Source organism: Pantoea agglomerans, from assembly GCF_020149765.1.
Taxonomy (GTDB): Bacteria; Pseudomonadota; Gammaproteobacteria; order Enterobacterales; family Enterobacteriaceae; genus Pantoea; species Pantoea alvi.
The window spans coordinates 326,396-350,196 of the sequence record NZ_CP083809.1; the positions used below are offsets into that span (position 1 = coordinate 326,396).

A 23,801-nucleotide genomic window follows, 5' to 3' on the forward strand; every position below is an offset into this window, starting at 1 on the left:
TTTTGACTTCTTTTTATCCGCATCTACGCTCTAATTTAACTGGAAGCGGAGGAAGCAAAATGAAGGGCGACATTAAAATCATAAGCCATCTCAATAAATTGCTGGGAAATGAACTGGTTGCAATCAATCAGTACTTTCTTCATGCGCGAATGTTCAAAAACTGGGGCCTGATGCGCCTCAACGACACCGAGTACCATGAATCCATCGACGAGATGAAGCACGCCGATAAATATATCGAGCGTATTCTGTTTCTGGAGGGGATTCCCAATTTGCAGGATTTAGGCCGGTTGCGGATTGGCGAAGATGTTGAGGAGATGCTGCGCGCCGATCTTCAGCTGGAGCTGGAAGGGGCGAAGGACCTGCGCGAAGCGATCGCCTATGCGGATAAGGTGCATGACTACGTTAGCCGCGACATGATGATCGAAATTCTCGCGGATGAAGAGCACCATATCGACTGGATTGAAACCGAGCTGGATCTCATCAATAAGCTGGGCATCCAGAACTATCTGCAGGCGCAAATCCGGGAAAGAGACGAAGAGTAGACCCGCTGTGACATATCCCCCTTATCGAGCCCGCTTGCGCTCTCTGATGGCGCAAGCGGGCTTAATCTCTTTTGCTTTCCCTACCAGACCTTGCCCGCCTTGCGCGCGCTTCGCTATTGCCGCCATAAAAATGCCACCAGAAAATAAGGTTAAAAACAGAACACGGGTTGCTTCCTGAGCAGATTTACGTATAATGCGCGGGCTTGCCAATATTAGCAGGCGCGATTCGAGCAGAATCGCAGGCGGCAGCATGTTAGGTCGCCTGACAATACTCCCAATTGTGGAGTTATATGCTGAACGATTACACTCTCCCATCAATCGTAATGGGTGCGAGTAGTAATTTTTTTCGTCTATAAAAAGTTTGGAGCTCTGGTCTCATGCAGAACCAAAGAATCCGTATCCGTCTTAAAGCGTTTGATCATCGTCTGATCGATCAATCAACCGCGGAAATCGTTGAGACCGCCAAGCGCACTGGTGCGCAGGTTCGTGGTCCGATCCCGCTGCCGACTCGCAAAGAGCGCTTCACCGTTCTGATCTCTCCGCACGTTAACAAAGATGCGCGCGATCAGTACGAAATCCGCACTCACAAGCGTCTGGTAGACATCGTTGAGCCAACTGAAAAAACCGTTGATGCTCTGATGCGTCTGGATCTGGCTGCCGGTGTAGACGTGCAGATCAGCCTGGGTTAATCAGGTCATCGAGCGATTGAGAGGTTGATACAATGATTGGTTTAGTCGGTAAAAAAGTGGGCATGACCCGCGTCTTCACTGAAGACGGCGTTTCAATCCCAGTAACCGTAATCGAAGTTGAAGCAAACCGCGTTACTCAGGTCAAAGGCCTGGAGAACGATGGTTACCAGGCAATCCAGGTTACCACCGGTGCGAAAAAAGCGAACCGTGTGACCAAACCTGAAGCTGGTCATTTTGCTAAAGCTGGCGTTGAAGCCGGCCGTGGTCTGTGGGAATTCCGCACCGCTGAAGGTGAAGAGTACTCAGTTGGCCAGAGCATCAGTGTTGAAATTTTCGCTGACGTTAAAAAAGTAGACGTAACCGGTACCTCTAAAGGTAAAGGTTTCGCAGGTACCGTTAAGCGCTGGAACTTCCGTACCCAGGACGCTACTCACGGTAACTCCCTTTCTCACCGCGTTCCGGGTTCTATCGGTCAGAACCAGACTCCGGGCAAAGTGTTCAAGGGCAAGAAAATGGCAGGTCAGCTGGGTAATGAGCGCGTAACCGTTCAGAGCCTGGATGTGGTACGTGTTGACGCTGAGCGCAACCTGCTGCTGGTGAAAGGTGCTGTCCCGGGTGCGACCGGTAGCGACCTGATCGTTAAACCAGCTGTGAAGGCGTAAGGGGATAGCAATGGAATTAGTACTGAAAGACGCGCAGAGCGCGCTGACTGTTTCCGAAACTACCTTCGGTCGTGATTTCAACGAAGCGCTGGTTCACCAGGTTGTTGTTGCTTACGCTGCAGGCGCCCGTCAGGGTACCCGCGCGCAGAAAACGCGTGCTGAAGTAACTGGTTCAGGCAAAAAGCCGTGGCGCCAGAAAGGCACCGGCCGTGCGCGTTCAGGTTCTGTAAAGAGCCCGATCTGGCGTTCAGGCGGCGTGACCTTCGCTGCACGTCCGCAGGACCACAGTCAAAAAGTTAACAAAAAGATGTACCGCGGCGCGCTGAAAAGCATCCTGTCCGAACTGGTACGTCAAGATCGTCTGATCGTTGTCGAGACGTTCTCTGTAGAAGCACCGAAAACCAAGCTGCTGGTACAGAAACTGAAAGACATGGCGCTGGAAGACGTGCTGATCATCACCGGTGAACTGGATGAGAATCTGTTCCTGGCTGCCCGCAACCTGTACAAGGTTGACGTGCGCGATGCAGCGGGTATCGACCCAGTTAGCCTGATCGCCTTCGACAAAGTCGTTATGACTGCTGATGCAGTTAAGCAAGTTGAGGAGATGCTGGCATGATCCGTGAAGAACGTCTGCTGAAAGTACTGCGCGCGCCGCACGTATCTGAAAAAGCGTCTGCTGCGATGGAAAAAACCAACACCATCGTTCTCAAAGTTGCTAAAGACGCGACCAAAGCAGAGATCGTTGCTGCTGTTGAAAAACTGTTCGAAGTAGAAGTTAAAGACGTGAACACCCTGGTTGTTAAAGGGAAAACTAAGCGTCACGGACAGCGTATCGGTCGTCGCAGCGACTGGAAAAAAGCTTACGTCACCCTGAAGGAAGGCCAGAATCTGGACTTCGTCGGCGGCGCTGAGTAAGTCGGAGGAGAAAGACAATGGCAGTTGTTAAATGTAAACCGACATCTCCGGGTCGTCGCCACGTCGTTAAAGTGGTAAACCCTGAGCTGCACAAGGGCAAACCTTTTGCCCCGCTGATCGAAAAGAACAGCAAATCCGGTGGTCGTAACAACAATGGTCGTATCACTACCCGTCATATCGGTGGTGGTCACAAGCAGGCTTACCGTATTGTTGACTTCAAACGCAACAAAGACGGTATCCCGGCAGTTGTTGAGCGTCTTGAGTACGATCCGAACCGTTCTGCGAACATCGCACTGGTTCTGTACAAAGACGGCGAGCGCCGTTATATCCTGGCCCCTAAAGGCCTGAAAGCCGGCGACCAGATTCAGTCTGGCGTTGATGCTGCGATCAAAGCAGGTAACACCCTGCCGATGCGTAACATCCCGGTGGGTTCTACTGTACACAACGTAGAAATGAAGCCGGGCAAAGGCGGTCAGATCGCTCGCTCTGCTGGCGCTTACGTGCAGATCGTTGCGCGTGAAGGCTCCTACGTTACCCTGCGTCTGCGTTCAGGCGAAATGCGTAAAATCGAAGCTGATTGCCGCGCAACCCTGGGCGAAGTCGGCAACGCTGAGCATATGCTGCGCGTGCTGGGTAAAGCTGGTGCAACTCGTTGGCGTGGTGTTCGTCCGACCGTTCGCGGTACCGCGATGAACCCAGTAGATCACCCGCACGGTGGTGGTGAAGGTCGTAACTTTGGTAAGCACCCGGTAACTCCGTGGGGCGTTCAGACCAAAGGTAAGAAGACCCGTAGCAACAAGCGTACTGATAAATTTATCGTACGTCGCCGTAGCAAATAATATTAGAGGATAAGCCATGCCACGTTCTCTCAAGAAAGGTCCTTTTATTGACCTGCACTTGCTGAAGAAGGTAGAGAAAGCGGTGGAAAGCGGAGACAAGAAGCCCCTGCGCACCTGGTCCCGTCGTTCAACGATCTTCCCTAACATGATCGGTTTGACCATCGCTGTCCATAATGGTCGTCAGCACGTTCCTGTCTTTGTTTCCGACGAAATGGTCGGCCACAAGCTGGGTGAATTTGCACCGACACGTACTTATCGCGGCCACGCTGCTGATAAGAAAGCCAAGAAGAAATAAGTAGGAGGAAGAGATGGAAACTATTGCTCAACATCGCCATGCTCGTTCTTCTGCTCAGAAGGTCCGCCTTGTTGCTGACCTGATTCGCGGTAAGAAAGTGTCGCAGGCTCTGGATATTCTGACCTACACCAACAAGAAAGCGGCTGTACTGGTTAAGAAGGTCCTGGAATCTGCCATTGCTAACGCCGAACACAACGATGGCGCTGATATCGACGATCTGAAAGTCGCGAAAATTTTCGTAGACGAAGGCCCGAGCATGAAGCGCATTATGCCGCGTGCTAAAGGTCGTGCAGATCGCATCCTGAAGCGCACCAGCCACATTACTGTGGTTGTGTCCGATCGCTGAGACTCTGGAGACTAGCAATGGGTCAGAAAGTACATCCTAATGGTATTCGCCTGGGTATTGTAAAACCATGGAACTCTACCTGGTTTGCGAACACCAAAGAATTCGCTGACAACCTGGACAGCGATTTTAAAGTTCGTCAGTTCCTGACTAAAGAACTGGCAAAAGCGTCTGTATCCCGCATCGTTATCGAGCGTCCGGCTAAGAGCATCCGTGTGACCATTCACACCGCTCGCCCGGGTATCGTTATCGGTAAAAAGGGTGAAGACGTAGAAAAACTGCGCACGGTCGTCGCGAACATCGCTGGCGTACCTGCACAGATCAATATCGCCGAAGTCCGTAAGCCGGAACTGGACGCGAAACTGGTTGCTGACAGCATCACTTCACAGCTGGAGCGTCGCGTGATGTTCCGTCGTGCGATGAAGCGTGCTGTTCAGAACGCCATGCGTCTGGGCGCTAAAGGTATCAAAGTTGAAGTTAGCGGCCGTCTGGGCGGAGCTGAGATCGCACGTACCGAATGGTACCGTGAAGGTCGCGTACCGCTGCACACTCTGCGTGCTGACATTGACTACAACACCTCTGAAGCGCACACCACTTATGGTGTAATCGGCGTTAAGGTATGGATCTTCAAAGGCGAGATCCTGGGTGGTATGGCTGCTGTTGAACAACCGGAACCGGCTGCTCAACCTAAAAAGCAGCAGCGTAAAGGCCGTAAGTAAGGAGAGTCGCTGATGTTACAACCAAAGCGTACAAAATTCCGTAAAGTGCACAAAGGCCGCAACCGCGGTCTGGCGCAGGGTACGGATGTTAGCTTCGGTACTTTCGGTCTGAAAGCTGTTGGCCGTGGTCGTCTGACTGCTCGTCAGATCGAAGCAGCACGTCGTGCTATGACCCGTGCAGTTAAGCGTCAAGGTAAGATCTGGATCCGTGTATTCCCGGACAAACCGATCACCGAGAAGCCGCTGGAAGTGCGTATGGGTAAAGGTAAGGGTAACGTGGAGTATTGGGTTGCCCTGATTCAGCCTGGTAAAGTCCTGTATGAAATGGACGGCGTACCAGAAGAGCTGGCCCGTGAAGCCTTCAAGCTGGCAGCAGCAAAACTGCCTATCAAAACCACCTTTGTTACTAAGACGGTGATGTAATGAAAGCAACAGAGCTGCGTGAAAAAAGCGTTGAAGAGCTGAACACTGAGCTGCTTAATCTGCTGCGTGAGCAGTTTAACCTGCGCATGCAGGCAGCATCCGGCCAACTGCAGCAGACCCATCTGCTGAAACAGGTTCGTCGTGATGTTGCACGCGTTAAGACTTTACTGACTGAGAAGGCGGGTGCGTAATGACCGATAAAATCCGTACTCTGCAAGGTCGTGTTGTTAGTGACAAAATGCAGAAATCTGCAGTTGTCGCTATCGAGCGTTTCGTGAAACACCCGATCTACGGTAAATTCATCAAGCGTACGACTAAGCTGCACATCCATGACGAGAACAACGAATGCGGTATTGGTGACGTGGTAGAAATCCGCGAAACCCGTCCGCTGTCCAAGACCAAATCCTGGACTCTGGTTCGCGTTATCGAGAAAGCCGTTCTGTAACAGGAACTGTTTTTTCTGAAGAAACCCTCTGCTTCGGCAGAGGGTTTTTTTTTGCGCCTAATCTCAATCCGGCGCGATCAGCTGCCAGCCACTTTATAATCGCCCCTGCCGTTAGCGCGGTGAAAAAAGAGACGATACTATCGTTCCTTCACTCACCGCAGCAAAAGGGCAGGGGATGCAACAGACACTGTTATTGAAGAATGCTGAAGTCGTGGTCTGTATGGATGATACGCGTCGGGAGATTCGCAACGGCAGCATCTATATCAAAGGCGATAAGATTGAGGCGGTAGGCGCAGCGGATGAGCTGCCGCAAAGCGCAGACAAGATTATCGATTTGCGCGGGCATATCGTGGTGCCGGGCCTGATCAATACCCACCATCATATGTATCAGAGCCTGACCCGCGTGGTGCCTTCGGTGCAAAACGGCGAGCTGTTTAACTGGCTAACGCACCTTTATCCCATCTGGCAGAAGCTGACGCCAGAGATGATACATGTCTCAACGCAAACGGCGATGGCCGAGCTGATGCTCTCCGGCTGCACCACAACCAGCGACCACCTTTACGTCTTTCCCAACGGCTGCCGACTCGACGACAGTATCGCCGCGGCGGCGGAGATGGGCATGCGCTTTCACGCCAGCCGCGGCAGCATGAGCGTCGGTCAAAAGCAGGGCGGCCTGCCGCCGGACAGCCTGGTAGAGAAAGAGTCAGCCATTCTGGAAGATACGCAGCGCGTGATTGAGCGCTATCACGATGACCGCCGCGGCGCCATGCTGCGTATCGTCGTTGCGCCCTGTTCGCCTTTCTCTGTCAGCCGCGAGCTGATGAAGGAGTCTGCCACGCTGGCACGCCGCTATAAGGTCTCGATGCATACCCACCTGGCGGAGAACGACAGCGACATTCGCTACAGCCGCGAGAAGTTCAATATGACGCCGGCGCAGTACGTTGAAGATCTCGGCTGGGTTGGGCATGACGTCTGGCACGCGCACTGCGTAAAGCTTGACGATCGCGGCATCGCGCTGTTTGCGCGCACCGGAACCGGCGTGGCGCACTGCCCCTGCTCCAACATGCGCCTCGCCTCCGGTATCGCCCCGATACGGCATATGTGCGATGCGGGCGTCACTGTTGGCCTGGGTGTCGACGGCTCCGCCTCTAACGACAGTGCCAATATGATTGGCGAAGCGCGGCAGGCCATGCTGCTGCAGCGGGTCGGCTTTGGACCCGACGCGATGAGCGCGCGCCAGGCGCTGGAACTGGCGACGCGAGGTGGCGCGAAGGTGCTGAACCGCGACGACATCGGCGCCATTGCGCCTGGCATGCAGGCGGATCTGGCGGTCTTCGATCTCAACCAGCTGGGGCTGGCCGGGGCAGGGCACGATCCGGTCGCCGCGCTGGTCTTCTGCAATCCGGGGCAGGTGGCCTACAGCGTTATCAATGGAAAAGTGGTAGTGCGCAACGGGGAATTAACGGTTATCGACCTGCCAAACCTGCTTTATCGTCATAACCGGCTGGCCGCGCAGCTGATGGCTTAAAGCTGTTAAACAAGGGGACAATAGCGAGTGTCGAAAAATAAGGCAGATTACATTTGCTACTGCTGAGACTATTCCCTAGAATACGCCCTCCCTGTTATCAGGGAAAATAAGCGGCTCCATTGCTGAGCCGTTCATTTTTTCTACCCATCTGTGAGAACCGGTGTTATAATGCCGCGCCCTCAAATATGGGGCTTTCTAACGACCTGAAGTCTGGGTCCCGAAGTAGTAGTTGACATTAGCGGAGCACTAAAATGATCCAAGAACAGACTATGCTGAACGTCGCCGACAACTCCGGTGCACGTCGCGTAATGTGTATCAAGGTTCTGGGTGGCTCGCACCGTCGCTACGCAGGCGTCGGCGACATCATCAAAGTTACCATCAAGGAAGCAATTCCGCGTGGTAAGGTGAAAAAAGGTGATGTCCTGAAGGCGGTAGTGGTGCGCACCAGGAAGGGTGTTCGTCGCCCGGACGGTTCTGTCATTCGCTTCGATGGTAACGCATGCGTTATTTTGAACAATAACAGCGAGCAGCCAATCGGAACACGTATTTTTGGGCCGGTAACTCGTGAACTTCGTACTGAAAAGTTCATGAAAATTATCTCTCTGGCACCAGAAGTACTCTAAGGAGCGAACAATGGCAGCGAAAATCCGTCGTAACGACGAAGTTATCGTGCTGACCGGCAAAGATAAAGGTAAGCGCGGTAAAGTTAAGAATGTCCTGTCTTCTGGCAAGGTCATCGTTGAAGGCATCAACCTGGTTAAGAAACACCAGAAGCCGGTTCCGGCTCTGAACCAACCGGGTGGCATCGTTGAAAAAGAAGCCGCTATTCAGGTTTCCAACGTTGCGCTTTTCAATGCGGCAACCGGCAAGGCTGACCGTGTAGGCTTTAGATTCGAAGACGGCAAAAAAGTCCGTTTCTTCAAGTCTAACAGCGAAACTATCAAGTAATTTGGAGTAGTACGATGGCGAAACTGCATGATTACTACAAAGACGAAGTAGTCCAGAAACTCATGACAGAGTTTGGCTACACTTCTGTCATGCAAGTCCCTCGGGTCGAGAAGATCACCCTGAACATGGGTGTTGGTGAAGCGATCGCTGACAAGAAACTGCTGGAAAACGCAGCAGCTGACCTGGCAGCAATCTCCGGTCAAAAACCGCTGGTCACCAAAGCACGCAAATCAGTTGCAGGCTTCAAAATCCGTCAGGGCTATCCGATCGGCTGTAAAGTAACTCTGCGCGGCGAGCGCATGTGGGAGTTCTTTGAGCGTCTGATCACCATTGCTGTACCGCGTATCCGCGACTTCCGTGGTCTGTCCGCGAAGTCTTTCGACGGTCGTGGCAACTACAGCATGGGCGTTCGTGAGCAGATCATCTTCCCAGAAATCGACTACGACAAAGTCGATCGCGTTCGTGGTTTGGATATCACCATTACCACTACTGCGAAATCTGATGATGAAGGCCGTGCTCTGCTGACTGCCTTTGACTTCCCGTTCCGCAAGTAAGGTAGGGTTACTTAATGGCTAAGCAATCAATGAAAGCACGCGAAGTTAAGCGTGTGAAATTAGCAGACAAATTCTTCGCAAAACGCGCTGAACTGAAAGCGATCATTTCTGATGTGAACGCAACCGACGAAGATCGTTGGAACGCTGTTCTCAAGCTGCAGACTCTGCCGCGTGATTCCAGCCCGTCTCGTCAGCGTAACCGCTGCCGTCAAACAGGTCGTCCGCACGGTTTCCTGCGGAAGTTCGGGTTGAGCCGTATCAAGGTCCGTGAAGCCGCTATGCGCGGTGAAATCCCGGGTCTGAAAAAGGCTAGCTGGTAATTGTCACCAATTGAATCACGGGAGTAAAGACAGATGAGCATGCAAGATCCGATCGCGGATATGCTGACCCGTATCCGTAACGGTCAGGCCGCGAACAAAGCTGCGGTCACCATGCCTTCCTCCAAGCTGAAAGTGGCAATTGCCAACGTGCTGAAGGAAGAAGGTTATATTGAAGATTTCAAAATCGAAGGCGACATCAAGCCGGAACTGGAACTGACTCTTAAGTATTTCCAGGGCAAAGCTGTTGTAGAAAGCATTCAGCGTGTCAGCCGCCCAGGTCTGCGCATCTATAAGAAAAAAGATGAGCTGCCGAAAGTTATGGCGGGATTAGGTATTGCTGTTATTTCTACCTCTAAAGGTGTCATGACTGATCGTGCAGCACGCCAGGCTGGTCTTGGCGGCGAAATTATCTGCTACGTAGCGTAATCGGAGGAAACTATGTCTCGTGTTGCTAAAGCACCTGTCGTTGTTCCTGCCGGCGTAGAGGTAAAACTCGACGGTCAGGTAATTTCGATTAAAGGTAAAAACGGCGAGCTGACTCGTACTATCAATAATGCCGTAGAAGTTAAACATGCTGACAATGCACTGACCTTCGCTCCGCGCGACGGTTTTGCAAACGGCTGGGCACAGGCGGGTACCGCTCGTGCGCTGCTGAACGGCATGGTTATCGGTGTTACCGAAGGCTTCACTAAGAAGCTGCAGCTGGTTGGTGTTGGTTATCGTGCGGCCGTTAAAGGCAACGTGGTTAACCTGTCACTGGGTTTTTCTCACCCGGTTGATCATCAGCTGCCCGCGGGTATCTCTGCAGAATGTCCGACTCAGACTGAAATCGTGCTGAAAGGCGCTGATAAACAACTGATCGGCCAGGTTGCAGCTGACTTGCGCGCCTACCGTCGTCCTGAGCCTTACAAAGGCAAGGGTGTCCGTTACGCCGACGAAGTCGTGCGTATCAAAGAGGCTAAGAAGAAGTAAGGTAACACTATGGATAAGAAATCTGCTCGTATCCGTCGTGCGACCCGTGCACGTCGCAAGCTCAAAGAGCTGGGTGCTACTCGCCTGGTGGTACATCGTACCCCGCGTCACATTTACGCACAGGTGATCGCCCCGAACGGTTCCGAAGTTCTGGTTGCTGCTTCTACTGTAGAAAAAGCTATCTCTGAACAACTGAAGTACACCGGCAACAAAGATGCAGCTGCCGCAGTAGGTAAAGCTATTGCAGAGCGCGCTATCGAAAAAGGCATCAAAGATGTTTCTTTCGACCGTTCCGGTTTCCAATATCATGGTCGTGTCCAGGCACTGGCAGATGCTGCTCGTGAAGCTGGCCTTCAGTTCTAAGGTAGAGGTCTAGGATGTCACACATCGAGAAACAAGCTGGCGAACTGCAGGAAAAACTGATCGCGGTAAACCGTGTTTCTAAAACTGTGAAAGGTGGTCGTATCTTCTCCTTCACCGCACTGACTGTAGTGGGTGATGGTAACGGCCGCGTTGGTTTTGGTTACGGTAAAGCGCGTGAAGTTCCGGCAGCGATCCAGAAAGCGATGGAGAAAGCCCGTCGCAACATGATTAATGTCGCGCTGAACAACGGCACCCTGCAGCACCCGGTTAAAGGTGCGCACACAGGTTCCCGTGTGTTCATGCAGCCGGCTTCAGAAGGTACCGGTATCATCGCCGGTGGTGCAATGCGCGCCGTTCTGGAAGTCGCTGGAGTTCATAACGTTCTGGCTAAAGCCTATGGTTCTACCAACCCGATCAACGTGGTTCGTGCAACTATCGACGGCCTGGAAAATATGAATTCTCCAGAAATGGTCGCTGCCAAGCGTGGTAAATCCGTTGAAGAAATTCTGGGGTAATCACGATGGCTAAGACTATTAAAATCACTCAAACCCGTAGCTCAATCGGCCGCCTGCCTAAGCACAAAGCCACTCTGGTTGGTCTGGGTCTGCGTCGTATTGGCCACACCGTTGAGCGTGAAGACACGCCGGCAGTACGCGGTATGGTCAACGCGATCTCTTACATGCTGAAAGTAGAGGAGTAACAGATGCGTTTAAATACTCTGTCTCCGGCCGAAGGCTCCAAGCACGCTTCTAAGCGTCTGGGTCGTGGTATCGGTTCTGGCCTCGGCAAAACCGGTGGTCGTGGTCACAAAGGTCAGAACTCTCGTTCTGGCGGTGGCGTACGTCGCGGTTTCGAGGGTGGTCAGATGCCTCTGTACCGTCGTCTGCCGAAATTCGGCTTCACCTCGCGTAAATCATTCGTGACTGCAGAAGTGCGTCTGTCTGACCTGGCGAAAGTGGAAGGCGGTATCGTTGACCTGAGCACGCTGAAAGCAGCCAACATTATCGGTGTTCAGATTGAATTCGCGAAAGTGATTCTGTCTGGTGAAGTTTCTGCACCGGTAACGGTTCGCGGTCTGCGTGTCACCAAAGGTGCTCGTGCTGCAATCGAAGCTGCTGGCGGTAAAATCGAGGAATAAGTAGCAGATGGCTAAACAACCGGAATTAGATTTTCAAAGTGCCAAAGGCGGATTTGGTGAACTGAAACGCAGACTGCTGTTTGTAATCGGTGCACTGATTGTCTTCCGAATTGGCTCTTTTATTCCAATCCCCGGTATTGATGCCGCTGTACTTGCCAAACTGCTTGAGCAACAGCGTGGCACCATCATTGAAATGTTCAACATGTTCTCTGGTGGTGCTCTCAGCCGTGCTTCAATCTTCGCGCTGGGTATTATGCCGTATATTTCGGCCTCTATTATTATCCAGCTGCTGACGGTGGTTCATCCAGCGTTAGCGGAGATTAAGAAAGAAGGGGAGGCTGGCCGTCGTAAGATTAGCCAGTACACCCGCTACGGTACGTTGGTATTGGCGATATTTCAGTCAATCGGTATTGCTACCGGTTTACCGAATATGCCTGGAATGCAGGGCCTGGTGTTGAATCCAGGCTTTGCCTTCTACTTTACCGCTGTTGTAAGTCTGGTTACCGGGACGATGTTCCTGATGTGGCTGGGCGAACAGATTACTGAACGAGGTATCGGTAACGGTATTTCGATCATTATCTTCGCGGGTATTGTTGCGGGTCTTCCGCCGGCCATTGGCCATACCATCGAGCAAGCGCGGCAAGGCGACCTGCACTTCCTCCTGTTGCTGTTGGTTGCAGTTCTCGTATTTGCAGTGACCTTCTTCGTTGTTTTCGTTGAGCGTGGCCAGCGCCGCATTGTGGTGAACTATGCGAAACGTCAGCAAGGTCGTCGTGTATACGCTGCACAGAGCACACATTTACCGTTGAAAGTGAATATGGCGGGTGTTATTCCGGCTATTTTTGCTTCCAGCATTATCCTGTTCCCCGCGACGATAGCATCCTGGTTCGGGGGCGGTACCGGTTGGAACTGGCTGACAACAATTTCGCTGTATTTGCAGCCAGGACAGCCGCTATATGTGCTACTCTATGCGACTGCAATCATCTTCTTCTGCTTTTTCTACACGGCGTTGGTTTTCAACCCGCGCGAAACGGCAGATAACCTGAAGAAGTCTGGTGCATTCGTACCGGGAATTCGTCCGGGAGAGCAAACGGCGAAGTATATCGATAAAGTAATGACGCGTCTGACCTTAATCGGCGCACTGTACATTACTTTTATTTGCCTGATCCCGGAGTTCATGCGTGATGCGATGAAAGTTCCCTTCTACTTTGGCGGTACATCACTGCTCATCGTAGTGGTCGTCATCATGGACTTTATGGCTCAAGTGCAAACTCTGATGATGTCTAGTCAGTACGAGTCTGCATTGAAGAAAGCAAACCTGAAAGGCTACGGCCGTTAATTCAGGCGCTTGAGAAGTTACGGAGAGTAAAAATGAAAGTTCGTGCTTCCGTCAAGAAATTATGTCGTAACTGCAAAATCATCCGCCGCGACGGTGTCGTACGTGTGATTTGCAGCGCCGAGCCTAAGCATAAACAGCGCCAGGGCTGATTTTTTCACATATTTTTCTTGCAAAGTCGGGTTGAGCTGGCTAGATTAGCCAGCCAATCTTTTGTATGTCAATGCGTTTCCATTTGAGTATCCTGAAAACGGGCTTTTCAGCATGGGGCGCATTTATTTAATTATAGGAGTGCATAGTGGCCCGTATAGCAGGCATTAACATTCCTGATCATAAACACACCGTTATCGCATTAACTTCGATTTTCGGTATCGGCAAGACCCGTTCTAAAGCCATCTGTGCTGCAACGGGTATCGCTGAAGATGTTAAGATCAGTGAGCTGTCTGAAGAACAAATTGATCAGCTGCGTGATGCAGTTGGTAAATTCGTTGTTGAAGGTGATCTGCGCCGTGAAATCACCCTGAGCATCAAGCGTCTTATGGACCTTGGTTGCTACCGTGGTTTGCGCCATCGTCGTGGTCTGCCAGTACGCGGTCAGCGTACTAAGACCAATGCACGTACCCGTAAGGGTCCGCGCAAACCGATCAAGAAATAATCGGGGTGAGTAAATAATGGCAAAGGCACCAGTTCGTGCACGTAAGCGTGTAAGAAAGCAAGTCTCAGATGGCGTGGCTCATGTCCATGCTTCTTTTAACAACACCATCGTTACCATTACCGATCGTCAGGGTAACGCACTGGGTTGGGCAACCGCCGGTGGTTCCGGTTTCCGCGGTTCACGTAAATCTACTCCGTTTGCTGCTCAGGTCGCTGCAGAGCGCTGTGCAGAAGCCGTGAAAGATTACGGTATTAAGAACCTGGAAGTTATGGTTAAGGGTCCGGGTCCGGGTCGCGAATCAACTATTCGTGCTCTGAACGCCGCAGGTTTCCGCATCACTAATATTACTGATGTGACTCCGATCCCTCACAACGGTTGTCGTCCGCCGAAAAAACGTCGCGTATAACGCCGCGTTTTTAGGATAGTTGGAGAAAGAAAATGGCAAGATATTTGGGTCCTAAGCTCAAGCTGAGCCGTCGTGAGGGCACAGACCTTTTCCTGAAGTCTGGCGTTCGCGCGATTGATACCAAGTGTAAAATTGAACAAGCCCCTGGTCAGCATGGTGCGCGTAAACCGCGTCTGTCTGATTACGGCGGCCAGTTGCGTGAAAAACAAAAAGTTCGTCGTATCTACGGCGTTCTGGAACGTCAGTTCCGCAACTACTATAAAGAAGCAGCACGTCTGAAAGGCAACACCGGTGCAAACCTGTTAGCTCTGCTGGAAGGTCGTCTGGATAACGTAGTTTACCGTATGGGCTTCGGCGCCACTCGTGCAGAAGCACGCCAGCTGGTCAGCCACAAGTCTGTAATGGTTAACGGCCGCGTTGTTAACATCGCTTCTTATCAGGTATCTCCGAATGATGTCGTAAGCATCCGTGAGAAAGCCAAAAAGCAATCTCGCGTGAAGGCCGCTCTGGAGCTGGCTGAGCAGCGTGAAAAGCCAACCTGGCTGGAAGTTGATGCGACTAAGATGGAAGGTGTGTTCAAGCGTATTCCTGAGCGTACCGATCTGTCTGCGGACATTAACGAACACCTGATCGTCGAGCTTTACTCCAAGTAAAGCTTAGTACCAAAGAGAGGACACAATGCAGGGTTCTGTGACAGAGTTTCTAAAACCGCGCCTGGTAGATATCGAGCAAGTGAGTTCGACGCACGCCAAGGTGACCCTTGAGCCTTTAGAGCGTGGCTTTGGCCATACTCTTGGTAACGCACTGCGCCGTATTCTGCTTTCTTCCATGCCGGGTTGCGCGGTGACCGAGGTTGAAATTGATGGTGTACTGCATGAGTACAGCACCAAAGAGGGCGTACAGGAAGATATCCTGGAAATCCTGCTCAACCTGAAAGGGCTGGCGGTAAGAGTTCAGGGTAAAGATGAAGTCATTCTGACCCTGAATAAATCTGGCATTGGCCCTGTGACTGCAGCCGACATTACCCATGACGGTGATGTCGAAATCGTCAAGCCGCAGCACGTGATCTGTCACCTGACCGATGAGAACGCCGCTATCAGCATGCGTATCAAAGTTCAGCGTGGTCGTGGTTATGTGCCGGCTTCTGCCCGAATTCATTCGGAAGAAGATGAGCGCCCAATCGGCCGCCTGTTGGTCGACGCTTGCTACAGCCCTGTAGACCGTATCGCCTACAATGTTGAAGCAGCGCGTGTAGAACAGCGCACCGACCTGGACAAGCTGGTCATCGAAATGGAAACCAACGGCACAATCGATCCTGAAGAGGCGATTCGTCGTGCGGCGACCATCCTGGCAGAACAACTGGAAGCTTTTGTTGACTTACGTGATGTACGTCAGCCAGAAGTGAAGGAAGAGAAACCAGAATTCGATCCGATCCTGCTGCGCCCTGTTGACGATCTGGAATTGACTGTCCGCTCTGCTAACTGCCTTAAGGCAGAAGCTATCCACTACATCGGTGATCTGGTACAGCGTACCGAGGTTGAGCTGCTCAAAACGCCTAACCTGGGTAAAAAATCTCTTACCGAGATTAAAGATGTGCTCGCCTCACGTGGTCTTTCTCTGGGCATGCGCCTCGAGAACTGGCCGCCGGCAAGCATTGCTGATGAATAACCGGATCACAGGTTAAGGTTTCACTGAGAAGGATAAGGTCATGCGCCATCGTAAGAGTGGTCGTCAACTGAACCGCAACAGCAGCCATCGTCAGGCTATGTTCCGCAACATGGCCGGTTCTCTGGTTCGTCATGAGATCATCAAAACGACTCTGCCGAAAGCCAAAGAGCTGCGCCGCGTAGTTGAGCCGCTGATTACTCTTGCCAAGACCGACAGCGTAGCTAATCGTCGTCTGGCATTCGCCCGTACTCGTGATAACGAGATCGTGGCAAAACTGTTTAACGAGCTGGGCCCGCGTTTCGCGAGCCGTGCCGGTGGTTACACTCGCATTCTGAAGTGTGGCTTCCGTGCTGGTGACAACGCTCCGATGGCATACATCGAGCTGGTTGATCGTCCAGAAGCTCAAGCAGAAGCTGCCGCAGAGTAATCTGTAGCATCGTAAAAAACCCGCTTCGGCGGGTTTTTTATTGCCTAAAATTTATGCCGTCCGTTAAGCTCACTGTTCTGGCTACATCAGGAGGCGTTAATGTGGTTAATTGATCAACTGGCTGAACAGCATATTCGCGCGGCGCAGGAAAAGGGTGAGCTCAGCAATCTGCCTGGAGAAGGCGCGCCCCTCGAGCTGGATGACGACAGTAACGTGCCGGCTGAATTACGCAGCGGCTACCGACTGCTGAAAAACGCCGGTTTTTTACCGCCAGAGCTGGAGATGCGGCGCGAAGCGCTGGAAATCAGCGACCTGCTGCGCAATCTCGACCCGGAAGACCAGCGCTATCGCGAGCAGAGCAAACGCCTGCTTGTGCTTGAGCTTCAGCTGCGCCAGGCGGGAATGAGCACCGCTTTTTTGCAGGGCGCCTACGGCGAAGCGATCCGTGGACGTCTGCTTAAGGAGGAGTAGTGTACCGTATCGGACAGCTGGCCAAACTGGCCAACGTTACCGTCGACACCATCCGTTTCTATGAGAAACAACAAATGATGGGGCACGAGATCCGAACTGAAGGCGGCTTTCGCCTCTACAGCGACAGCGATCTTCAGCGGCTTAAGTTCATTCGCGTCGGTCGGCAGATGGGTTTTGGGCTGGACGCTATACGCGATCTTCTCTCGATCCGCGTCGATCCCGCGCATCATACCTGCGAGGAGTCAAAGGCGATTGTTCAGGCGCGTCTGAATGAAGTGAATACCCTTATCAGCGAACTGCAACATGTGCAGCGCTCGCTGCAGCGCTTATCCGACGCCTGCTGCGGCGCTGCCCACAGCAGCGACTGCTGCTCAATTCTTGAAGCGCTTGAGAAAGGGACGGAACCCCGGCCTGAACATGCGCACCGGCGGGATTGAATTTTGCGCAAAAGGGCCTATATTTATGCGGTTGAAATCAGGAGACAGTGATGAGTAAATATCAGCATACAAAAGGCGAGATCCGCGATAACGCAATCCAGGCTTTATTACACGATCCGCTGTTTCGCCAGCGCGTCGAAGCGAAGCAAAAAGGCAAAGGCAGCTATCGGCGTAAAGACAAACATGCAAAACGTGGCGGTTGGGAGGCCAGTGATAAGAAAAGCGCTTATCACTGGCCTTCTGCTTTCTGGGCATAAAAAAGCCGCCTCATGGGCGGCCAGGTTTAGATTTTGCCGTTCTGCTGCTTCAGCAAATCTCGAATTTCACTCAGCAGCACCTCTTCGTTAGAGGGTTTCGCTACCGGTTTTTCAACTTCTTTCTTCTTGTGCAGCTTATTCATCAGCTTGATGGCGACAAAGATAGCGAAAGCCACAATGATGAAGTCGAATACTGACTGAATAAATACGCCATATTCCATAATGACCGGCGGGGTAGCGCCTTCAGCAGGTTTTAGCACCCACTTGAACTGTTTGAAATCAACGCCGCCGATAAGCAGTCCCAGCGGCGGCATGATAATATTCGCCACCAGTGAAGAGACGATTTTGCCAAAGGCGGCACCAATAATCACACCGACGGCGAGATCGACCACGTTACCGCGCATTGCAAAATCACGAAACTCTTTGAAAAAACTCATACTTATCTCCTTTCCCTTGCCAATCGCTAAAGTCTAACAAACCTTACGGCAATTGCCATCTAAGCGGCGGCAATTGTTGCTATTGCGCCGCGGCCGCGCTTACAGGAAGAATGGGCTCGGCTGGAATAAACGCTCAACGTCAGGCACAAATTTTTTGTCGGTCAGGAACATAATGACGTGATCGCCTTGTTCAATGCGCAGGTTGTCTTTGGCGATAAGCACATCCTCGCCGCGCACTATCGCGCCGATAAGCGTACCCGGCGGCAATTTAATGTCGTTGATCATGCGGCCGACCACGCGCGAGGTAGTTTCATCGCCGTGGGCGATCGCTTCGATCGCCTCAGCGATGCCGCGTCGTAAAGAGGAGACGCCTACAATATCCGCCTTGCGCACGTGGCCCAGCAGCGCAGAGATCGTTGCCTGCTGAGGCGAGATCGCAATATCGATCACGCTGCCCTGAACCAGATCGACATAGGCGCGACGCTGGATCAGCACCATCACTTTTTTTGCGCCCATCTTTTTCGCCAGCATTGCCGACATGATATTGGCTTCGTCGTCGTTGGTGACCGCAATAAAAAGATCGACCTGATCGACATGCTCTTCCGCCAGCAGCTCTTGATCCGACGCGTCGCCGTAAAAAACGATGGTGTCCTGCAGCTGCTCCGCCAGCTCGGCGGCGCGGCGCGGATTGCGCTCAATCAGCTTCACGCTGTAATTTTTCTCCAGCCGCTGCGCCAGGCCGAAACCGATATTGCCCCCGCCTACCAGCATAATGCGCTTATAGGGTCTTTCCAGCCGCTGCATTTCACTCATCACCGCGCGGATATTCTTGCTGGCGGCAATAAAGAAGACCTCATCGCCCGCTTCGACGATGGTTGAGCCCTGCGGACGAATAGGGCGGTCCTGACGGAAAATAGCGGCGACGCGGGTATCGATATGTGGCATGTGCTCGCGCAGAATAGAGAGCGGATTGCCTACCAGCGGACCGCCATAATAGGCTTTAACCACGGCGAGGCTAACCAGGCCCTCAGCAAAATTGACCACCTGCAGCGCGCCAGGGTACTGGATCAACCGGTAGATATTTTCGATCACTAACTGTTCGGGTGAAATTAGATGATCAATAGGTACCGCTTCGGGAATAAACAGCTTCTCAGCGTCGCGCAGATAATCCGCCGCGCGAATACGCGCGATGCGGTTAGGCGTGTTAAACAGCGAATAGGCTATCTGGCACGCCACCATATTGGTTTCGTCGGAGCTGGTAACCGCCACTAACATATCGGCATCTTCCGCGCCGGCTTCGCGCAAAATACGCGGATGTGACCCGTGCCCCTGAACGACGCGCAAATCAAACTTATCCTGCAGCTGACGTAAGCGGTCAGGATCGGTATCAACCACCGTTATGTCATTGTTCTCGCCGACCAGGTTCTCCGCCAGCGTGCCGCCAACCTGGCCGGCGCCCAGAATAATAATTTTCATTGCGTCTCGTGCTCTTCTGTTAGTGCGCTTTTATCAGCTTAGCGTAGAAAAAACCGTCTCCGCCGTCGATGGTCGGAAAGACCTGCAGCCCGCTTGTCTTGCCGCCCGGCAAGGCTTCGGCGCGCGCATCGGCGTGGCGCGATAAAAAGGCGGCGATCTGCGCGTCGTTCTCATCCGGCAGCACGGAACAGGTGGCATACAGCAGGACGCCGCCCGGTTTCAAATGCGGCCATACCGCATCGAGAATTTCGCGCTGCAGCGTAGCCAGCTCGGCAATGTCCCGGTCGCGACGCAGCCACTTGATATCGGGATGACGGCGAATAACGCCGGTGGCGGAGCAGGGGGCGTCCAGCAAAATACGATCGAACTGACGCTCGCCACACCATGCCGCTGGGGTACGTCCGTCGCCCTGTTTGACCTCTGCCTGCATATTAAGGCGCTGCAGGTTCTCTTTAACGCGCGTCAGACGTTGCGCGTCGACATCGACCGCCAATACCCGCGCCCTGGGCGCTATTTCAAGAATATGCGTGGTTTTGCCGCCTGGCGCGGCGCAGAGATCGAGGATATCTTCGTCATCTTCAGGCGCCAGCAGCAGGGCGCAGCGCTGGGCGGAAAGATCCTGAACCGTAACCCAGCCCTCTGCGAAGCCTGGCAGCTGGCCGACCGGCGCAGGTGCCTCAAGCCGCAGCGCGTCAGGAGCTGTCTCATCAGGCACGGCCACTTTTCCGCTGTCAGCCAGCAGTGCCAGCCAGCTATCGCGGCTGTGATGCTGGCGATTAACGCGTAGCCACATCGGCGGGCGCTGGTTATTGGCCTCGACGATCGGCTGCCAGTTTTCCGGCCACGCCTTTTGCAGTCTTTGCAGCAGCCAGCCTGGATGCAGATAGCGCTGCGGCGCCTGATCGACCTCTGCCATCAGCTCCGCCTGCTGACGCTGAAACTGACGCAGCACGCCGTTAATTAAACCCTTGAGGTTGGCGCGCTTCAGCACTTCAGCGCCGGCGACGGTTTCCGCCAGCGCAGCGTGAGCAGGTACGCGGGTATAGAGCAGCTGGTAGATGCCAACCATAATGAGATAGTGCAGTACGCGCTGTTTGCCGCCTAACGGGCGCGCCATCAGTTTGCCGATAACGGCTTCGAGCTGCGGCAGCGTGCGCAGCACGCCGAAGCAGAGCTCCTGCAGCAGCGCGCCATCTTTATCGGCCACTTTTTTCTGCGCGGCAGGCAGCACCGCGCTGAGCGATTCGCCCTTATCAATAACACGCTCAATAAGTTGGGCGGCAAGGCTTCGCAGATTCGTTGATTTAGTCATTCGCGTTACGTCATTAAACAAAAAGCCCGGACAGAGCCGGGCTGGAGTCAGGCTAAGACGCGGCCTGACGTGAACCACTCGCGACGCGAGTTCAGCAGATCCTGTGCCGACATCGCTTTTTTACCGGCGGGTTGCAGCAGCTGAAGATTCAATACGCCTTCAGCGGTAGCGACCTGAATGCCGTGCTTGTCGGCGGCAAGGATTTCGCCCGGCTGTTTCGCGACGTGGGGCAGCACGCTGGCCTGCCACACCTTCACCGGCTGATCTTCAATCAGGAAATAGCTGACCGGCCAGGGATTAAAGGCGCGAATAGCGCGCTCCAGCTGAGCGGCGGAGAGCTGCCAGTCAAGGCGGGCCTCCTCTTTGCTAAGCTTTTCGGCATAGTTAGCCTGCGCGTCATCCTGCTTCTCCGGCTGCGTGCGGCCGTCCGCCAGCTGAGACAGCGTTTCCAGCAGTCCCTGCGGGCCGAGCTGCGCCAGCTTGTCATACAGCGTGGCGCTGGTGTCCTGCGCGGTAATCGGGCAGCTCAGCTTATACAGCATATCGCCGGTATCCAGGCCAACATCCATCTGCATGATGGTCACGCCGGTTTCGCTGTCGCCAGCCCAGAGCGCGCGCTGGATAGGCGCCGCGCCGCGCCAGCGTGGCAGCAGCGAGCCATGTACGTTGATGCAGCCGAGACGCGGCATTGCCAGCACCGCCTGCGGCAGAATAAGCCCGTAGGCGACAACCACCATCACATCCGCTTCTAAGTCGGCGACCAGCTGCTGATTCTCGGCGGGACGCAGCGATTTTGGCTGAAAGACAGGAATGTCGCGAGATTGCGCCAGCGTTTTCACCGGGCTGGGCGTCAGCTTATTGCCGCGGCCAGCGGGGCGATCGGGTTGGGTAAAGACGCCAACGACCTGATGCTCAGAAGCGAGCAGCGCGTCGAGATGACGCGCTGCAAAATCAGGTGTGCCAGCGAAGATGATTTTCAGCGGAGCAGACACGGTTATCTCTTCTTTGAACGTCAGGAAGGACGCGCGTTCTGGCGCGCCAGTTTTTCCAGCTTTTGCTTAATGCGCTGACGCTTGAGTGGCGACAGGTAATCAATAAACAGTTTGCCGTCGAGGTGATCGATCTCATGCTGAATGCAGATAGCGAGCAGGCCGTCGGTTTCCAGTTCGAAACTGTTGCCTTCGCGATCCAGCGCGCGCACTTTCACGCGTTCGGCACGCGGAACGAAAGCGCGCTGCTCAGGAATAGAGAGGCAGCCCTCTTCAATACCGGTTTCGCCGCTTTTCTCCAGCAGCTCCGGGTTAATCAAAACCAGACGTTCGTCGCGATTTTCCGACACGTCGATGACGATGATGCGACGATGAATATCCACCTGCGTTGCCGCCAGGCCGATACCCTCTTCGGCGTACATAGTTTCAAACATATCGTCGACGATGCGCTGAACTTCAGCGTTAACTTCTTTCACCGGCGCCGCGATTTTGCGGAGACGATCGTCAGGGAAATGTAATACCTGCAAAACTGACATAAATATCCAGATCTGTATGCGATTAAAAAAGATTATTGCTTCATATTGTAGACTTTTTGAGGCCTGATTGACAGCATTCACCCGCAGGAAGCGGTGCCTAAAGCAGGGAGCGAACATGGGAAATATCGAGCGCTATTTGCGGCTTGCCGCCGTAACCGGACTGACCGGAAAACGCTGGCTAGACATAGCGGAGGCGCTCGATGCAGGTGACGATGCGCCGCAGCTATTGAGGTCGGCCGGCCTGAGTGAGCAGCAGATTCATCAGTTTTCTCATCTTCCTGCGCGTCAGATAGCCGCGACCGAGGCGTGGCTTGCGGCCAGCGACGCCCACCACCTGATCACGGCCCTGGATAGCGCCTATCCCGCCGCATTACGTGAGATCCACCGCTTCCCGCCGCTGCTCTATATAAAAGGCGAGCCCGCCTTGCTCTCTTCCATGCAGCTGGCGGTGGTGGGTAGCCGTAACTGTTCGCACTACGGGCGGCGGTGGGGCGAATGGTTTAGCCAGCAGCTGGCGCTGAGTGACCTGACCATTACCAGCGGACTGGCGCGCGGCATAGACGGCATCGCGCACCGCGCGGCGCTGGCGGTGCAGGGGAAAACCGTAGCGGTACTGGGCAGTGGCCTGCAGCATCTCTATCCAAAACATCATGGTGCGCTGGCGGAGGAGATCGTGGAAAAAGGCGGCGCCCTGGTTTCCGAGTTTTCACTGGCCACGCCGCCGCATGCGCTTAACTTTCCGCGACGTAACCGCATTATTAGCGGGCTAAGCCGCGGCGTGCTGGTGGTGGAGGCGACGCTTAAAAGCGGTTCGCTGGTAACCGCGCGCTATGCGCTGGAGCAGAATCGTAATGTCTACGCCTTGCCGGGCGCGCTGGGCAACCCCGGCAGCGAAGGCACCCACTGGCTTATTCAGCAGGGCGCGCTGCTGGTGGCCCAACCCGGCGACATCGTAGAAGATCTTCGCGCTGCGCTTAACTGGCTACCTTTTACACAGCCGGAAGTAATATATTCTGAGGACAGCGGTGATGTGGCATTGCCATTTGCTGAGGTGTTGGCTAACGTAGGTGATGAGGTTACACCTGTTGACGTCGTCGCTGAACGTGCCGGCCAACCTGTGCCAGTGATTGCAGCCCAACTGCTGGAGCTGGAGTTAGCAGGATGGATCGCAGCTGTACCCGGCGGCTATGTCCGATTGAGGAGGGCATGCCATGTTCGACGTACTAATGTACTTGTTTGAGACATATATCCACAACGAAGCAGAAATGCAGGTTGATCAGGATACATTAACTGATGACTTAACCGATGCCGGTTTTCATCGTGAAGATATCTACAATGCGTTGAACTGGTTAGAAAAGCTGGCAGATTATCAGGAAGGTTTAGTCGATCCGATTCTGTTAGCCAACGATCCGCTTTCAATGCGCATCTACACGGAAGAAGAAGGCCAGCGTTTAGATGCCGAATGTCGTGGTTTCCTGCTGTTCCTTGAGCAAATTCAGGTGCTCAATATGGAAACGCGTGAAATGGTCATCGAACGAGTCATGGCGCTCGATACGCTCGAGTTCGATCTGGAAGATCTCAAATGGGTGGTGCTGATGGTGTTGTTCAATCTTCCGGGATGCGAAAACGCCTATCAGCAAATGGAAGAACTGTTATTCGACGTCAATGAAGGCATGCTGCATTAATTATCGGTTATGCA

Annotated in this window: 41 protein-coding genes; 35 read left to right on the forward strand and 6 right to left on the reverse strand. The window is 53.5% G+C overall.

Translation table 11 applies throughout. From position 1 onward, the window contains the following. Positions 1-59: 59 nt before the first annotated feature. Positions 60-542, forward strand: coding sequence for a bacterioferritin (bfr, locus tag LB453_RS03950; protein WP_103797666.1), 483 nt, complete (start codon positions 60-62; stop codon positions 540-542). 21 nt (positions 543-563) lie between these two features. Here bfr and LB453_RS03955 read toward each other — a convergent pair whose 3' ends face one another. Continuing rightward, positions 564-794, reverse strand: a complete 231-nt coding sequence (locus tag LB453_RS03955) for a hypothetical protein (protein ID WP_103797665.1) — start codon at positions 792-794, stop codon at positions 564-566. A 125-nt stretch (positions 795-919) separates the two neighbouring features. Between LB453_RS03955 and rpsJ the strand changes: the two genes are divergently transcribed. The 32 genes from rpsJ to LB453_RS04115 all read left to right on the forward strand — a co-directional run bounded on the left by rpsJ (position 920) and on the right by LB453_RS04115 (position 17,352). Further along, complete coding sequence (gene rpsJ / locus LB453_RS03960; protein WP_001181005.1) at positions 920-1,231, forward strand: 30S ribosomal protein S10; 312 nt, start codon at positions 920-922, stop codon at positions 1,229-1,231. A 32-nt stretch (positions 1,232-1,263) separates the two neighbouring features. Beyond that, complete coding sequence (gene rplC / locus LB453_RS03965; RefSeq protein ID WP_033792404.1) at positions 1,264-1,893, forward strand: 50S ribosomal protein L3; 630 nt, start codon at positions 1,264-1,266, stop codon at positions 1,891-1,893. Between the two features lie 10 nt (positions 1,894-1,903). After that, complete coding sequence (gene rplD / locus LB453_RS03970; RefSeq protein ID WP_033752971.1) at positions 1,904-2,509, forward strand: 50S ribosomal protein L4; 606 nt, start codon at positions 1,904-1,906, stop codon at positions 2,507-2,509. Continuing rightward, positions 2,506-2,808: a 50S ribosomal protein L23 gene (gene rplW / locus LB453_RS03975; protein WP_033752969.1), complete on the forward strand. Its 303-nt coding sequence runs from the start codon at positions 2,506-2,508 to the stop codon at positions 2,806-2,808. Before rplD ends, rplW begins: the two co-directional genes overlap by 4 nt. A gap of 17 nt (positions 2,809-2,825) precedes the next feature. Further along, the gene (rplB, locus tag LB453_RS03980) at positions 2,826-3,647 is read left to right on the forward strand and encodes a 50S ribosomal protein L2 (protein ID WP_033752967.1); all 822 of its coding nucleotides are present in this window, start codon (positions 2,826-2,828) and stop codon (positions 3,645-3,647) included. 16 nt (positions 3,648-3,663) lie between these two features. After that, complete coding sequence (gene rpsS / locus LB453_RS03985) at positions 3,664-3,942, forward strand: 30S ribosomal protein S19 (protein ID WP_001138115.1); 279 nt, start codon at positions 3,664-3,666, stop codon at positions 3,940-3,942. Positions 3,943-3,955: 13 nt separating this feature from the next. After that, positions 3,956-4,288, forward strand: coding sequence for a 50S ribosomal protein L22 (gene rplV, locus LB453_RS03990; protein ID WP_007891659.1), 333 nt, complete (start codon positions 3,956-3,958; stop codon positions 4,286-4,288). 17 nt (positions 4,289-4,305) lie between these two features. Beyond that, on the forward strand, positions 4,306-5,004 hold the full coding sequence (gene rpsC, locus LB453_RS03995) for a 30S ribosomal protein S3 (protein WP_009087585.1): 699 nt from the start codon (positions 4,306-4,308) through the stop codon (positions 5,002-5,004). A 12-nt stretch (positions 5,005-5,016) separates the two neighbouring features. Then, entirely contained in the window at positions 5,017-5,427 is a 411-nt protein-coding gene (gene rplP / locus LB453_RS04000) for a 50S ribosomal protein L16 (protein WP_002438716.1), read from the forward strand. Then, complete coding sequence (gene rpmC / locus LB453_RS04005) at positions 5,427-5,618, forward strand: 50S ribosomal protein L29 (protein WP_025902044.1); 192 nt, start codon at positions 5,427-5,429, stop codon at positions 5,616-5,618. The genes rplP and rpmC overlap by 1 nt, the downstream gene beginning before the upstream one ends. Next, the gene (rpsQ, locus tag LB453_RS04010; protein WP_033752951.1) at positions 5,618-5,872 is read left to right on the forward strand and encodes a 30S ribosomal protein S17; all 255 of its coding nucleotides are present in this window, start codon (positions 5,618-5,620) and stop codon (positions 5,870-5,872) included. Before rpmC ends, rpsQ begins: the two co-directional genes overlap by 1 nt. A 175-nt stretch (positions 5,873-6,047) precedes the next feature. After that, positions 6,048-7,400 carry an 8-oxoguanine deaminase gene (locus LB453_RS04015; RefSeq protein WP_103797663.1) on the forward strand — a complete coding sequence of 451 codons (1,353 nt, stop codon included), beginning with the start codon at positions 6,048-6,050 and terminating at the stop codon, positions 7,398-7,400. A 251-nt stretch (positions 7,401-7,651) separates the two neighbouring features. Next, positions 7,652-8,023, forward strand: a complete 372-nt coding sequence (gene rplN / locus LB453_RS04020; protein ID WP_006120590.1) for a 50S ribosomal protein L14 — start codon at positions 7,652-7,654, stop codon at positions 8,021-8,023. A gap of 10 nt (positions 8,024-8,033) precedes the next feature. After that, the gene (rplX, locus tag LB453_RS04025; protein WP_003850150.1) at positions 8,034-8,348 is read left to right on the forward strand and encodes a 50S ribosomal protein L24; all 315 of its coding nucleotides are present in this window, start codon (positions 8,034-8,036) and stop codon (positions 8,346-8,348) included. Between the two features lie 14 nt (positions 8,349-8,362). Then, the gene (gene rplE, locus LB453_RS04030; protein WP_033752947.1) at positions 8,363-8,902 is read left to right on the forward strand and encodes a 50S ribosomal protein L5; all 540 of its coding nucleotides are present in this window, start codon (positions 8,363-8,365) and stop codon (positions 8,900-8,902) included. Between the two features lie 14 nt (positions 8,903-8,916). Next, positions 8,917-9,222 carry a 30S ribosomal protein S14 gene (rpsN, locus tag LB453_RS04035; protein WP_033752945.1) on the forward strand — a complete coding sequence of 102 codons (306 nt, stop codon included), beginning with the start codon at positions 8,917-8,919 and terminating at the stop codon, positions 9,220-9,222. 33 nt (positions 9,223-9,255) lie between these two features. Next, complete coding sequence (gene rpsH / locus LB453_RS04040) at positions 9,256-9,648, forward strand: 30S ribosomal protein S8 (protein ID WP_033752943.1); 393 nt, start codon at positions 9,256-9,258, stop codon at positions 9,646-9,648. 12 nt (positions 9,649-9,660) lie between these two features. Next, positions 9,661-10,194 carry a 50S ribosomal protein L6 gene (gene rplF / locus LB453_RS04045; RefSeq protein WP_033752942.1) on the forward strand — a complete coding sequence of 178 codons (534 nt, stop codon included), beginning with the start codon at positions 9,661-9,663 and terminating at the stop codon, positions 10,192-10,194. A 9-nt stretch (positions 10,195-10,203) separates the two neighbouring features. After that, positions 10,204-10,557, forward strand: a complete 354-nt coding sequence (rplR, locus tag LB453_RS04050) for a 50S ribosomal protein L18 (RefSeq protein ID WP_033752941.1) — start codon at positions 10,204-10,206, stop codon at positions 10,555-10,557. A 14-nt stretch (positions 10,558-10,571) separates the two neighbouring features. After that, positions 10,572-11,072 (forward strand): 30S ribosomal protein S5, encoded by a 501-nt coding sequence (gene rpsE / locus LB453_RS04055; RefSeq protein ID WP_033752940.1) that lies wholly within the window; start codon positions 10,572-10,574, stop codon positions 11,070-11,072. A gap of 5 nt (positions 11,073-11,077) precedes the next feature. Next, entirely contained in the window at positions 11,078-11,257 is a 180-nt protein-coding gene (rpmD, locus tag LB453_RS04060) for a 50S ribosomal protein L30 (protein ID WP_021186404.1), read from the forward strand. A 3-nt stretch (positions 11,258-11,260) separates the two neighbouring features. Further along, positions 11,261-11,695 (forward strand): 50S ribosomal protein L15, encoded by a 435-nt coding sequence (rplO, locus tag LB453_RS04065; protein WP_033752938.1) that lies wholly within the window; start codon positions 11,261-11,263, stop codon positions 11,693-11,695. Between the two features lie 7 nt (positions 11,696-11,702). After that, entirely contained in the window at positions 11,703-13,034 is a 1,332-nt protein-coding gene (secY, locus tag LB453_RS04070; protein WP_224481601.1) for a preprotein translocase subunit SecY, read from the forward strand. Between the two features lie 32 nt (positions 13,035-13,066). Then, positions 13,067-13,183 carry a 50S ribosomal protein L36 gene (gene rpmJ, locus LB453_RS04075; RefSeq protein ID WP_004160566.1) on the forward strand — a complete coding sequence of 39 codons (117 nt, stop codon included), beginning with the start codon at positions 13,067-13,069 and terminating at the stop codon, positions 13,181-13,183. A gap of 146 nt (positions 13,184-13,329) precedes the next feature. Then, on the forward strand, positions 13,330-13,686 hold the full coding sequence (gene rpsM / locus LB453_RS04080) for a 30S ribosomal protein S13 (RefSeq protein WP_033752934.1): 357 nt from the start codon (positions 13,330-13,332) through the stop codon (positions 13,684-13,686). A 16-nt stretch (positions 13,687-13,702) separates the two neighbouring features. Then, positions 13,703-14,092, forward strand: a complete 390-nt coding sequence (rpsK, locus tag LB453_RS04085) for a 30S ribosomal protein S11 (RefSeq protein ID WP_004160563.1) — start codon at positions 13,703-13,705, stop codon at positions 14,090-14,092. A gap of 32 nt (positions 14,093-14,124) precedes the next feature. Next, positions 14,125-14,745, forward strand: a complete 621-nt coding sequence (gene rpsD / locus LB453_RS04090) for a 30S ribosomal protein S4 (RefSeq protein WP_103797661.1) — start codon at positions 14,125-14,127, stop codon at positions 14,743-14,745. 25 nt (positions 14,746-14,770) lie between these two features. Next, positions 14,771-15,760 (forward strand): DNA-directed RNA polymerase subunit alpha, encoded by a 990-nt coding sequence (locus LB453_RS04095; protein WP_003850179.1) that lies wholly within the window; start codon positions 14,771-14,773, stop codon positions 15,758-15,760. 40 nt (positions 15,761-15,800) lie between these two features. Continuing rightward, positions 15,801-16,187 carry a 50S ribosomal protein L17 gene (gene rplQ / locus LB453_RS04100; protein WP_003850180.1) on the forward strand — a complete coding sequence of 129 codons (387 nt, stop codon included), beginning with the start codon at positions 15,801-15,803 and terminating at the stop codon, positions 16,185-16,187. Between the two features lie 99 nt (positions 16,188-16,286). Beyond that, positions 16,287-16,658 (forward strand): DUF1992 domain-containing protein, encoded by a 372-nt coding sequence (locus LB453_RS04105; protein ID WP_103797660.1) that lies wholly within the window; start codon positions 16,287-16,289, stop codon positions 16,656-16,658. Next, positions 16,658-17,095: a Zn(2+)-responsive transcriptional regulator gene (gene zntR / locus LB453_RS04110; RefSeq protein WP_103797659.1), complete on the forward strand. Its 438-nt coding sequence runs from the start codon at positions 16,658-16,660 to the stop codon at positions 17,093-17,095. The genes LB453_RS04105 and zntR overlap by 1 nt, the downstream gene beginning before the upstream one ends. A 50-nt stretch (positions 17,096-17,145) precedes the next feature. Beyond that, positions 17,146-17,352 carry an alternative ribosome-rescue factor A gene (locus tag LB453_RS04115; protein WP_103797658.1) on the forward strand — a complete coding sequence of 69 codons (207 nt, stop codon included), beginning with the start codon at positions 17,146-17,148 and terminating at the stop codon, positions 17,350-17,352. 26 nt (positions 17,353-17,378) lie between these two features. On the opposite strand, the gene mscL is transcribed toward LB453_RS04115, so the two are convergent. The 5 genes from mscL to def form a co-directional block, all read right to left on the reverse strand. Further along, positions 17,379-17,789 (reverse strand): large-conductance mechanosensitive channel protein MscL, encoded by a 411-nt coding sequence (gene mscL / locus LB453_RS04120; RefSeq protein WP_033792399.1) that lies wholly within the window; start codon positions 17,787-17,789, stop codon positions 17,379-17,381. Between the two features lie 99 nt (positions 17,790-17,888). Further along, the gene (trkA, locus tag LB453_RS04125) at positions 17,889-19,265 is read right to left on the reverse strand and encodes a Trk system potassium transporter TrkA (protein ID WP_103797657.1); all 1,377 of its coding nucleotides are present in this window, start codon (positions 19,263-19,265) and stop codon (positions 17,889-17,891) included. Between the two features lie 19 nt (positions 19,266-19,284). Further along, the gene (gene rsmB, locus LB453_RS04130) at positions 19,285-20,577 is read right to left on the reverse strand and encodes a 16S rRNA (cytosine(967)-C(5))-methyltransferase RsmB (protein ID WP_103797656.1); all 1,293 of its coding nucleotides are present in this window, start codon (positions 20,575-20,577) and stop codon (positions 19,285-19,287) included. A gap of 47 nt (positions 20,578-20,624) precedes the next feature. After that, positions 20,625-21,569 (reverse strand): methionyl-tRNA formyltransferase, encoded by a 945-nt coding sequence (fmt, locus tag LB453_RS04135; RefSeq protein WP_103797655.1) that lies wholly within the window; start codon positions 21,567-21,569, stop codon positions 20,625-20,627. Positions 21,570-21,589: 20 nt separating this feature from the next. After that, positions 21,590-22,102, reverse strand: a complete 513-nt coding sequence (gene def, locus LB453_RS04140; RefSeq protein WP_103797654.1) for a peptide deformylase — start codon at positions 22,100-22,102, stop codon at positions 21,590-21,592. 115 nt (positions 22,103-22,217) lie between these two features. On the opposite strand from def, the gene dprA reads away from it, so the two are divergent. Further along, positions 22,218-23,342: a DNA-protecting protein DprA gene (dprA, locus tag LB453_RS04145; protein ID WP_103797653.1), complete on the forward strand. Its 1,125-nt coding sequence runs from the start codon at positions 22,218-22,220 to the stop codon at positions 23,340-23,342. After that, on the forward strand, positions 23,314-23,787 hold the full coding sequence (gene smg / locus LB453_RS04150) for a DUF494 family protein Smg (RefSeq protein ID WP_033752918.1): 474 nt from the start codon (positions 23,314-23,316) through the stop codon (positions 23,785-23,787). Before dprA ends, smg begins: the two co-directional genes overlap by 29 nt. Positions 23,788-23,801: the final 14 nt, after the last annotated feature.

What these genes read in the sequence shown, in the direction of transcription:
- bfr (WP_103797666.1), top strand. Translation starts at nt 60, where the DNA reads ATGAAGGGCGACATTAAAATCATAAGCCATCTCAATAAATTGCTGGGA.
- LB453_RS03955 (WP_103797665.1), bottom strand. Translation starts at nt 794, where the DNA reads ATGCTGCCGCCTGCGATTCTGCTCGAATCGCGCCTGCTAATATTGGCA.
- rpsJ (WP_001181005.1), top strand. Translation starts at nt 920, where the DNA reads ATGCAGAACCAAAGAATCCGTATCCGTCTTAAAGCGTTTGATCATCGT.
- rplC (WP_033792404.1), top strand. Translation starts at nt 1,264, where the DNA reads ATGATTGGTTTAGTCGGTAAAAAAGTGGGCATGACCCGCGTCTTCACT.
- rplD (WP_033752971.1), top strand. Translation starts at nt 1,904, where the DNA reads ATGGAATTAGTACTGAAAGACGCGCAGAGCGCGCTGACTGTTTCCGAA.
- rplW (WP_033752969.1), top strand. Translation starts at nt 2,506, where the DNA reads ATGATCCGTGAAGAACGTCTGCTGAAAGTACTGCGCGCGCCGCACGTA.
- rplB (WP_033752967.1), top strand. Translation starts at nt 2,826, where the DNA reads ATGGCAGTTGTTAAATGTAAACCGACATCTCCGGGTCGTCGCCACGTC.
- rpsS (WP_001138115.1), top strand. Translation starts at nt 3,664, where the DNA reads ATGCCACGTTCTCTCAAGAAAGGTCCTTTTATTGACCTGCACTTGCTG.
- rplV (WP_007891659.1), top strand. Translation starts at nt 3,956, where the DNA reads ATGGAAACTATTGCTCAACATCGCCATGCTCGTTCTTCTGCTCAGAAG.
- rpsC (WP_009087585.1), top strand. Translation starts at nt 4,306, where the DNA reads ATGGGTCAGAAAGTACATCCTAATGGTATTCGCCTGGGTATTGTAAAA.
- rplP (WP_002438716.1), top strand. Translation starts at nt 5,017, where the DNA reads ATGTTACAACCAAAGCGTACAAAATTCCGTAAAGTGCACAAAGGCCGC.
- rpmC (WP_025902044.1), top strand. Translation starts at nt 5,427, where the DNA reads ATGAAAGCAACAGAGCTGCGTGAAAAAAGCGTTGAAGAGCTGAACACT.
- rpsQ (WP_033752951.1), top strand. Translation starts at nt 5,618, where the DNA reads ATGACCGATAAAATCCGTACTCTGCAAGGTCGTGTTGTTAGTGACAAA.
- LB453_RS04015 (WP_103797663.1), top strand. Translation starts at nt 6,048, where the DNA reads ATGCAACAGACACTGTTATTGAAGAATGCTGAAGTCGTGGTCTGTATG.
- rplN (WP_006120590.1), top strand. Translation starts at nt 7,652, where the DNA reads ATGATCCAAGAACAGACTATGCTGAACGTCGCCGACAACTCCGGTGCA.
- rplX (WP_003850150.1), top strand. Translation starts at nt 8,034, where the DNA reads ATGGCAGCGAAAATCCGTCGTAACGACGAAGTTATCGTGCTGACCGGC.
- rplE (WP_033752947.1), top strand. Translation starts at nt 8,363, where the DNA reads ATGGCGAAACTGCATGATTACTACAAAGACGAAGTAGTCCAGAAACTC.
- rpsN (WP_033752945.1), top strand. Translation starts at nt 8,917, where the DNA reads ATGGCTAAGCAATCAATGAAAGCACGCGAAGTTAAGCGTGTGAAATTA.
- rpsH (WP_033752943.1), top strand. Translation starts at nt 9,256, where the DNA reads ATGAGCATGCAAGATCCGATCGCGGATATGCTGACCCGTATCCGTAAC.
- rplF (WP_033752942.1), top strand. Translation starts at nt 9,661, where the DNA reads ATGTCTCGTGTTGCTAAAGCACCTGTCGTTGTTCCTGCCGGCGTAGAG.
- rplR (WP_033752941.1), top strand. Translation starts at nt 10,204, where the DNA reads ATGGATAAGAAATCTGCTCGTATCCGTCGTGCGACCCGTGCACGTCGC.
- rpsE (WP_033752940.1), top strand. Translation starts at nt 10,572, where the DNA reads ATGTCACACATCGAGAAACAAGCTGGCGAACTGCAGGAAAAACTGATC.
- rpmD (WP_021186404.1), top strand. Translation starts at nt 11,078, where the DNA reads ATGGCTAAGACTATTAAAATCACTCAAACCCGTAGCTCAATCGGCCGC.
- rplO (WP_033752938.1), top strand. Translation starts at nt 11,261, where the DNA reads ATGCGTTTAAATACTCTGTCTCCGGCCGAAGGCTCCAAGCACGCTTCT.
- secY (WP_224481601.1), top strand. Translation starts at nt 11,703, where the DNA reads ATGGCTAAACAACCGGAATTAGATTTTCAAAGTGCCAAAGGCGGATTT.
- rpmJ (WP_004160566.1), top strand. Translation starts at nt 13,067, where the DNA reads ATGAAAGTTCGTGCTTCCGTCAAGAAATTATGTCGTAACTGCAAAATC.
- rpsK (WP_004160563.1), top strand. Translation starts at nt 13,703, where the DNA reads ATGGCAAAGGCACCAGTTCGTGCACGTAAGCGTGTAAGAAAGCAAGTC.
- rpsD (WP_103797661.1), top strand. Translation starts at nt 14,125, where the DNA reads ATGGCAAGATATTTGGGTCCTAAGCTCAAGCTGAGCCGTCGTGAGGGC.
- LB453_RS04095 (WP_003850179.1), top strand. Translation starts at nt 14,771, where the DNA reads ATGCAGGGTTCTGTGACAGAGTTTCTAAAACCGCGCCTGGTAGATATC.
- rplQ (WP_003850180.1), top strand. Translation starts at nt 15,801, where the DNA reads ATGCGCCATCGTAAGAGTGGTCGTCAACTGAACCGCAACAGCAGCCAT.
- LB453_RS04105 (WP_103797660.1), top strand. Translation starts at nt 16,287, where the DNA reads ATGTGGTTAATTGATCAACTGGCTGAACAGCATATTCGCGCGGCGCAG.
- LB453_RS04115 (WP_103797658.1), top strand. Translation starts at nt 17,146, where the DNA reads ATGAGTAAATATCAGCATACAAAAGGCGAGATCCGCGATAACGCAATC.
- mscL (WP_033792399.1), bottom strand. Translation starts at nt 17,789, where the DNA reads ATGAGTTTTTTCAAAGAGTTTCGTGATTTTGCAATGCGCGGTAACGTG.
- trkA (WP_103797657.1), bottom strand. Translation starts at nt 19,265, where the DNA reads ATGAAAATTATTATTCTGGGCGCCGGCCAGGTTGGCGGCACGCTGGCG.
- rsmB (WP_103797656.1), bottom strand. Translation starts at nt 20,577, where the DNA reads ATGACTAAATCAACGAATCTGCGAAGCCTTGCCGCCCAACTTATTGAG.
- def (WP_103797654.1), bottom strand. Translation starts at nt 22,102, where the DNA reads ATGTCAGTTTTGCAGGTATTACATTTCCCTGACGATCGTCTCCGCAAA.
- dprA (WP_103797653.1), top strand. Translation starts at nt 22,218, where the DNA reads ATGGGAAATATCGAGCGCTATTTGCGGCTTGCCGCCGTAACCGGACTG.
- smg (WP_033752918.1), top strand. Translation starts at nt 23,314, where the DNA reads ATGTTCGACGTACTAATGTACTTGTTTGAGACATATATCCACAACGAA.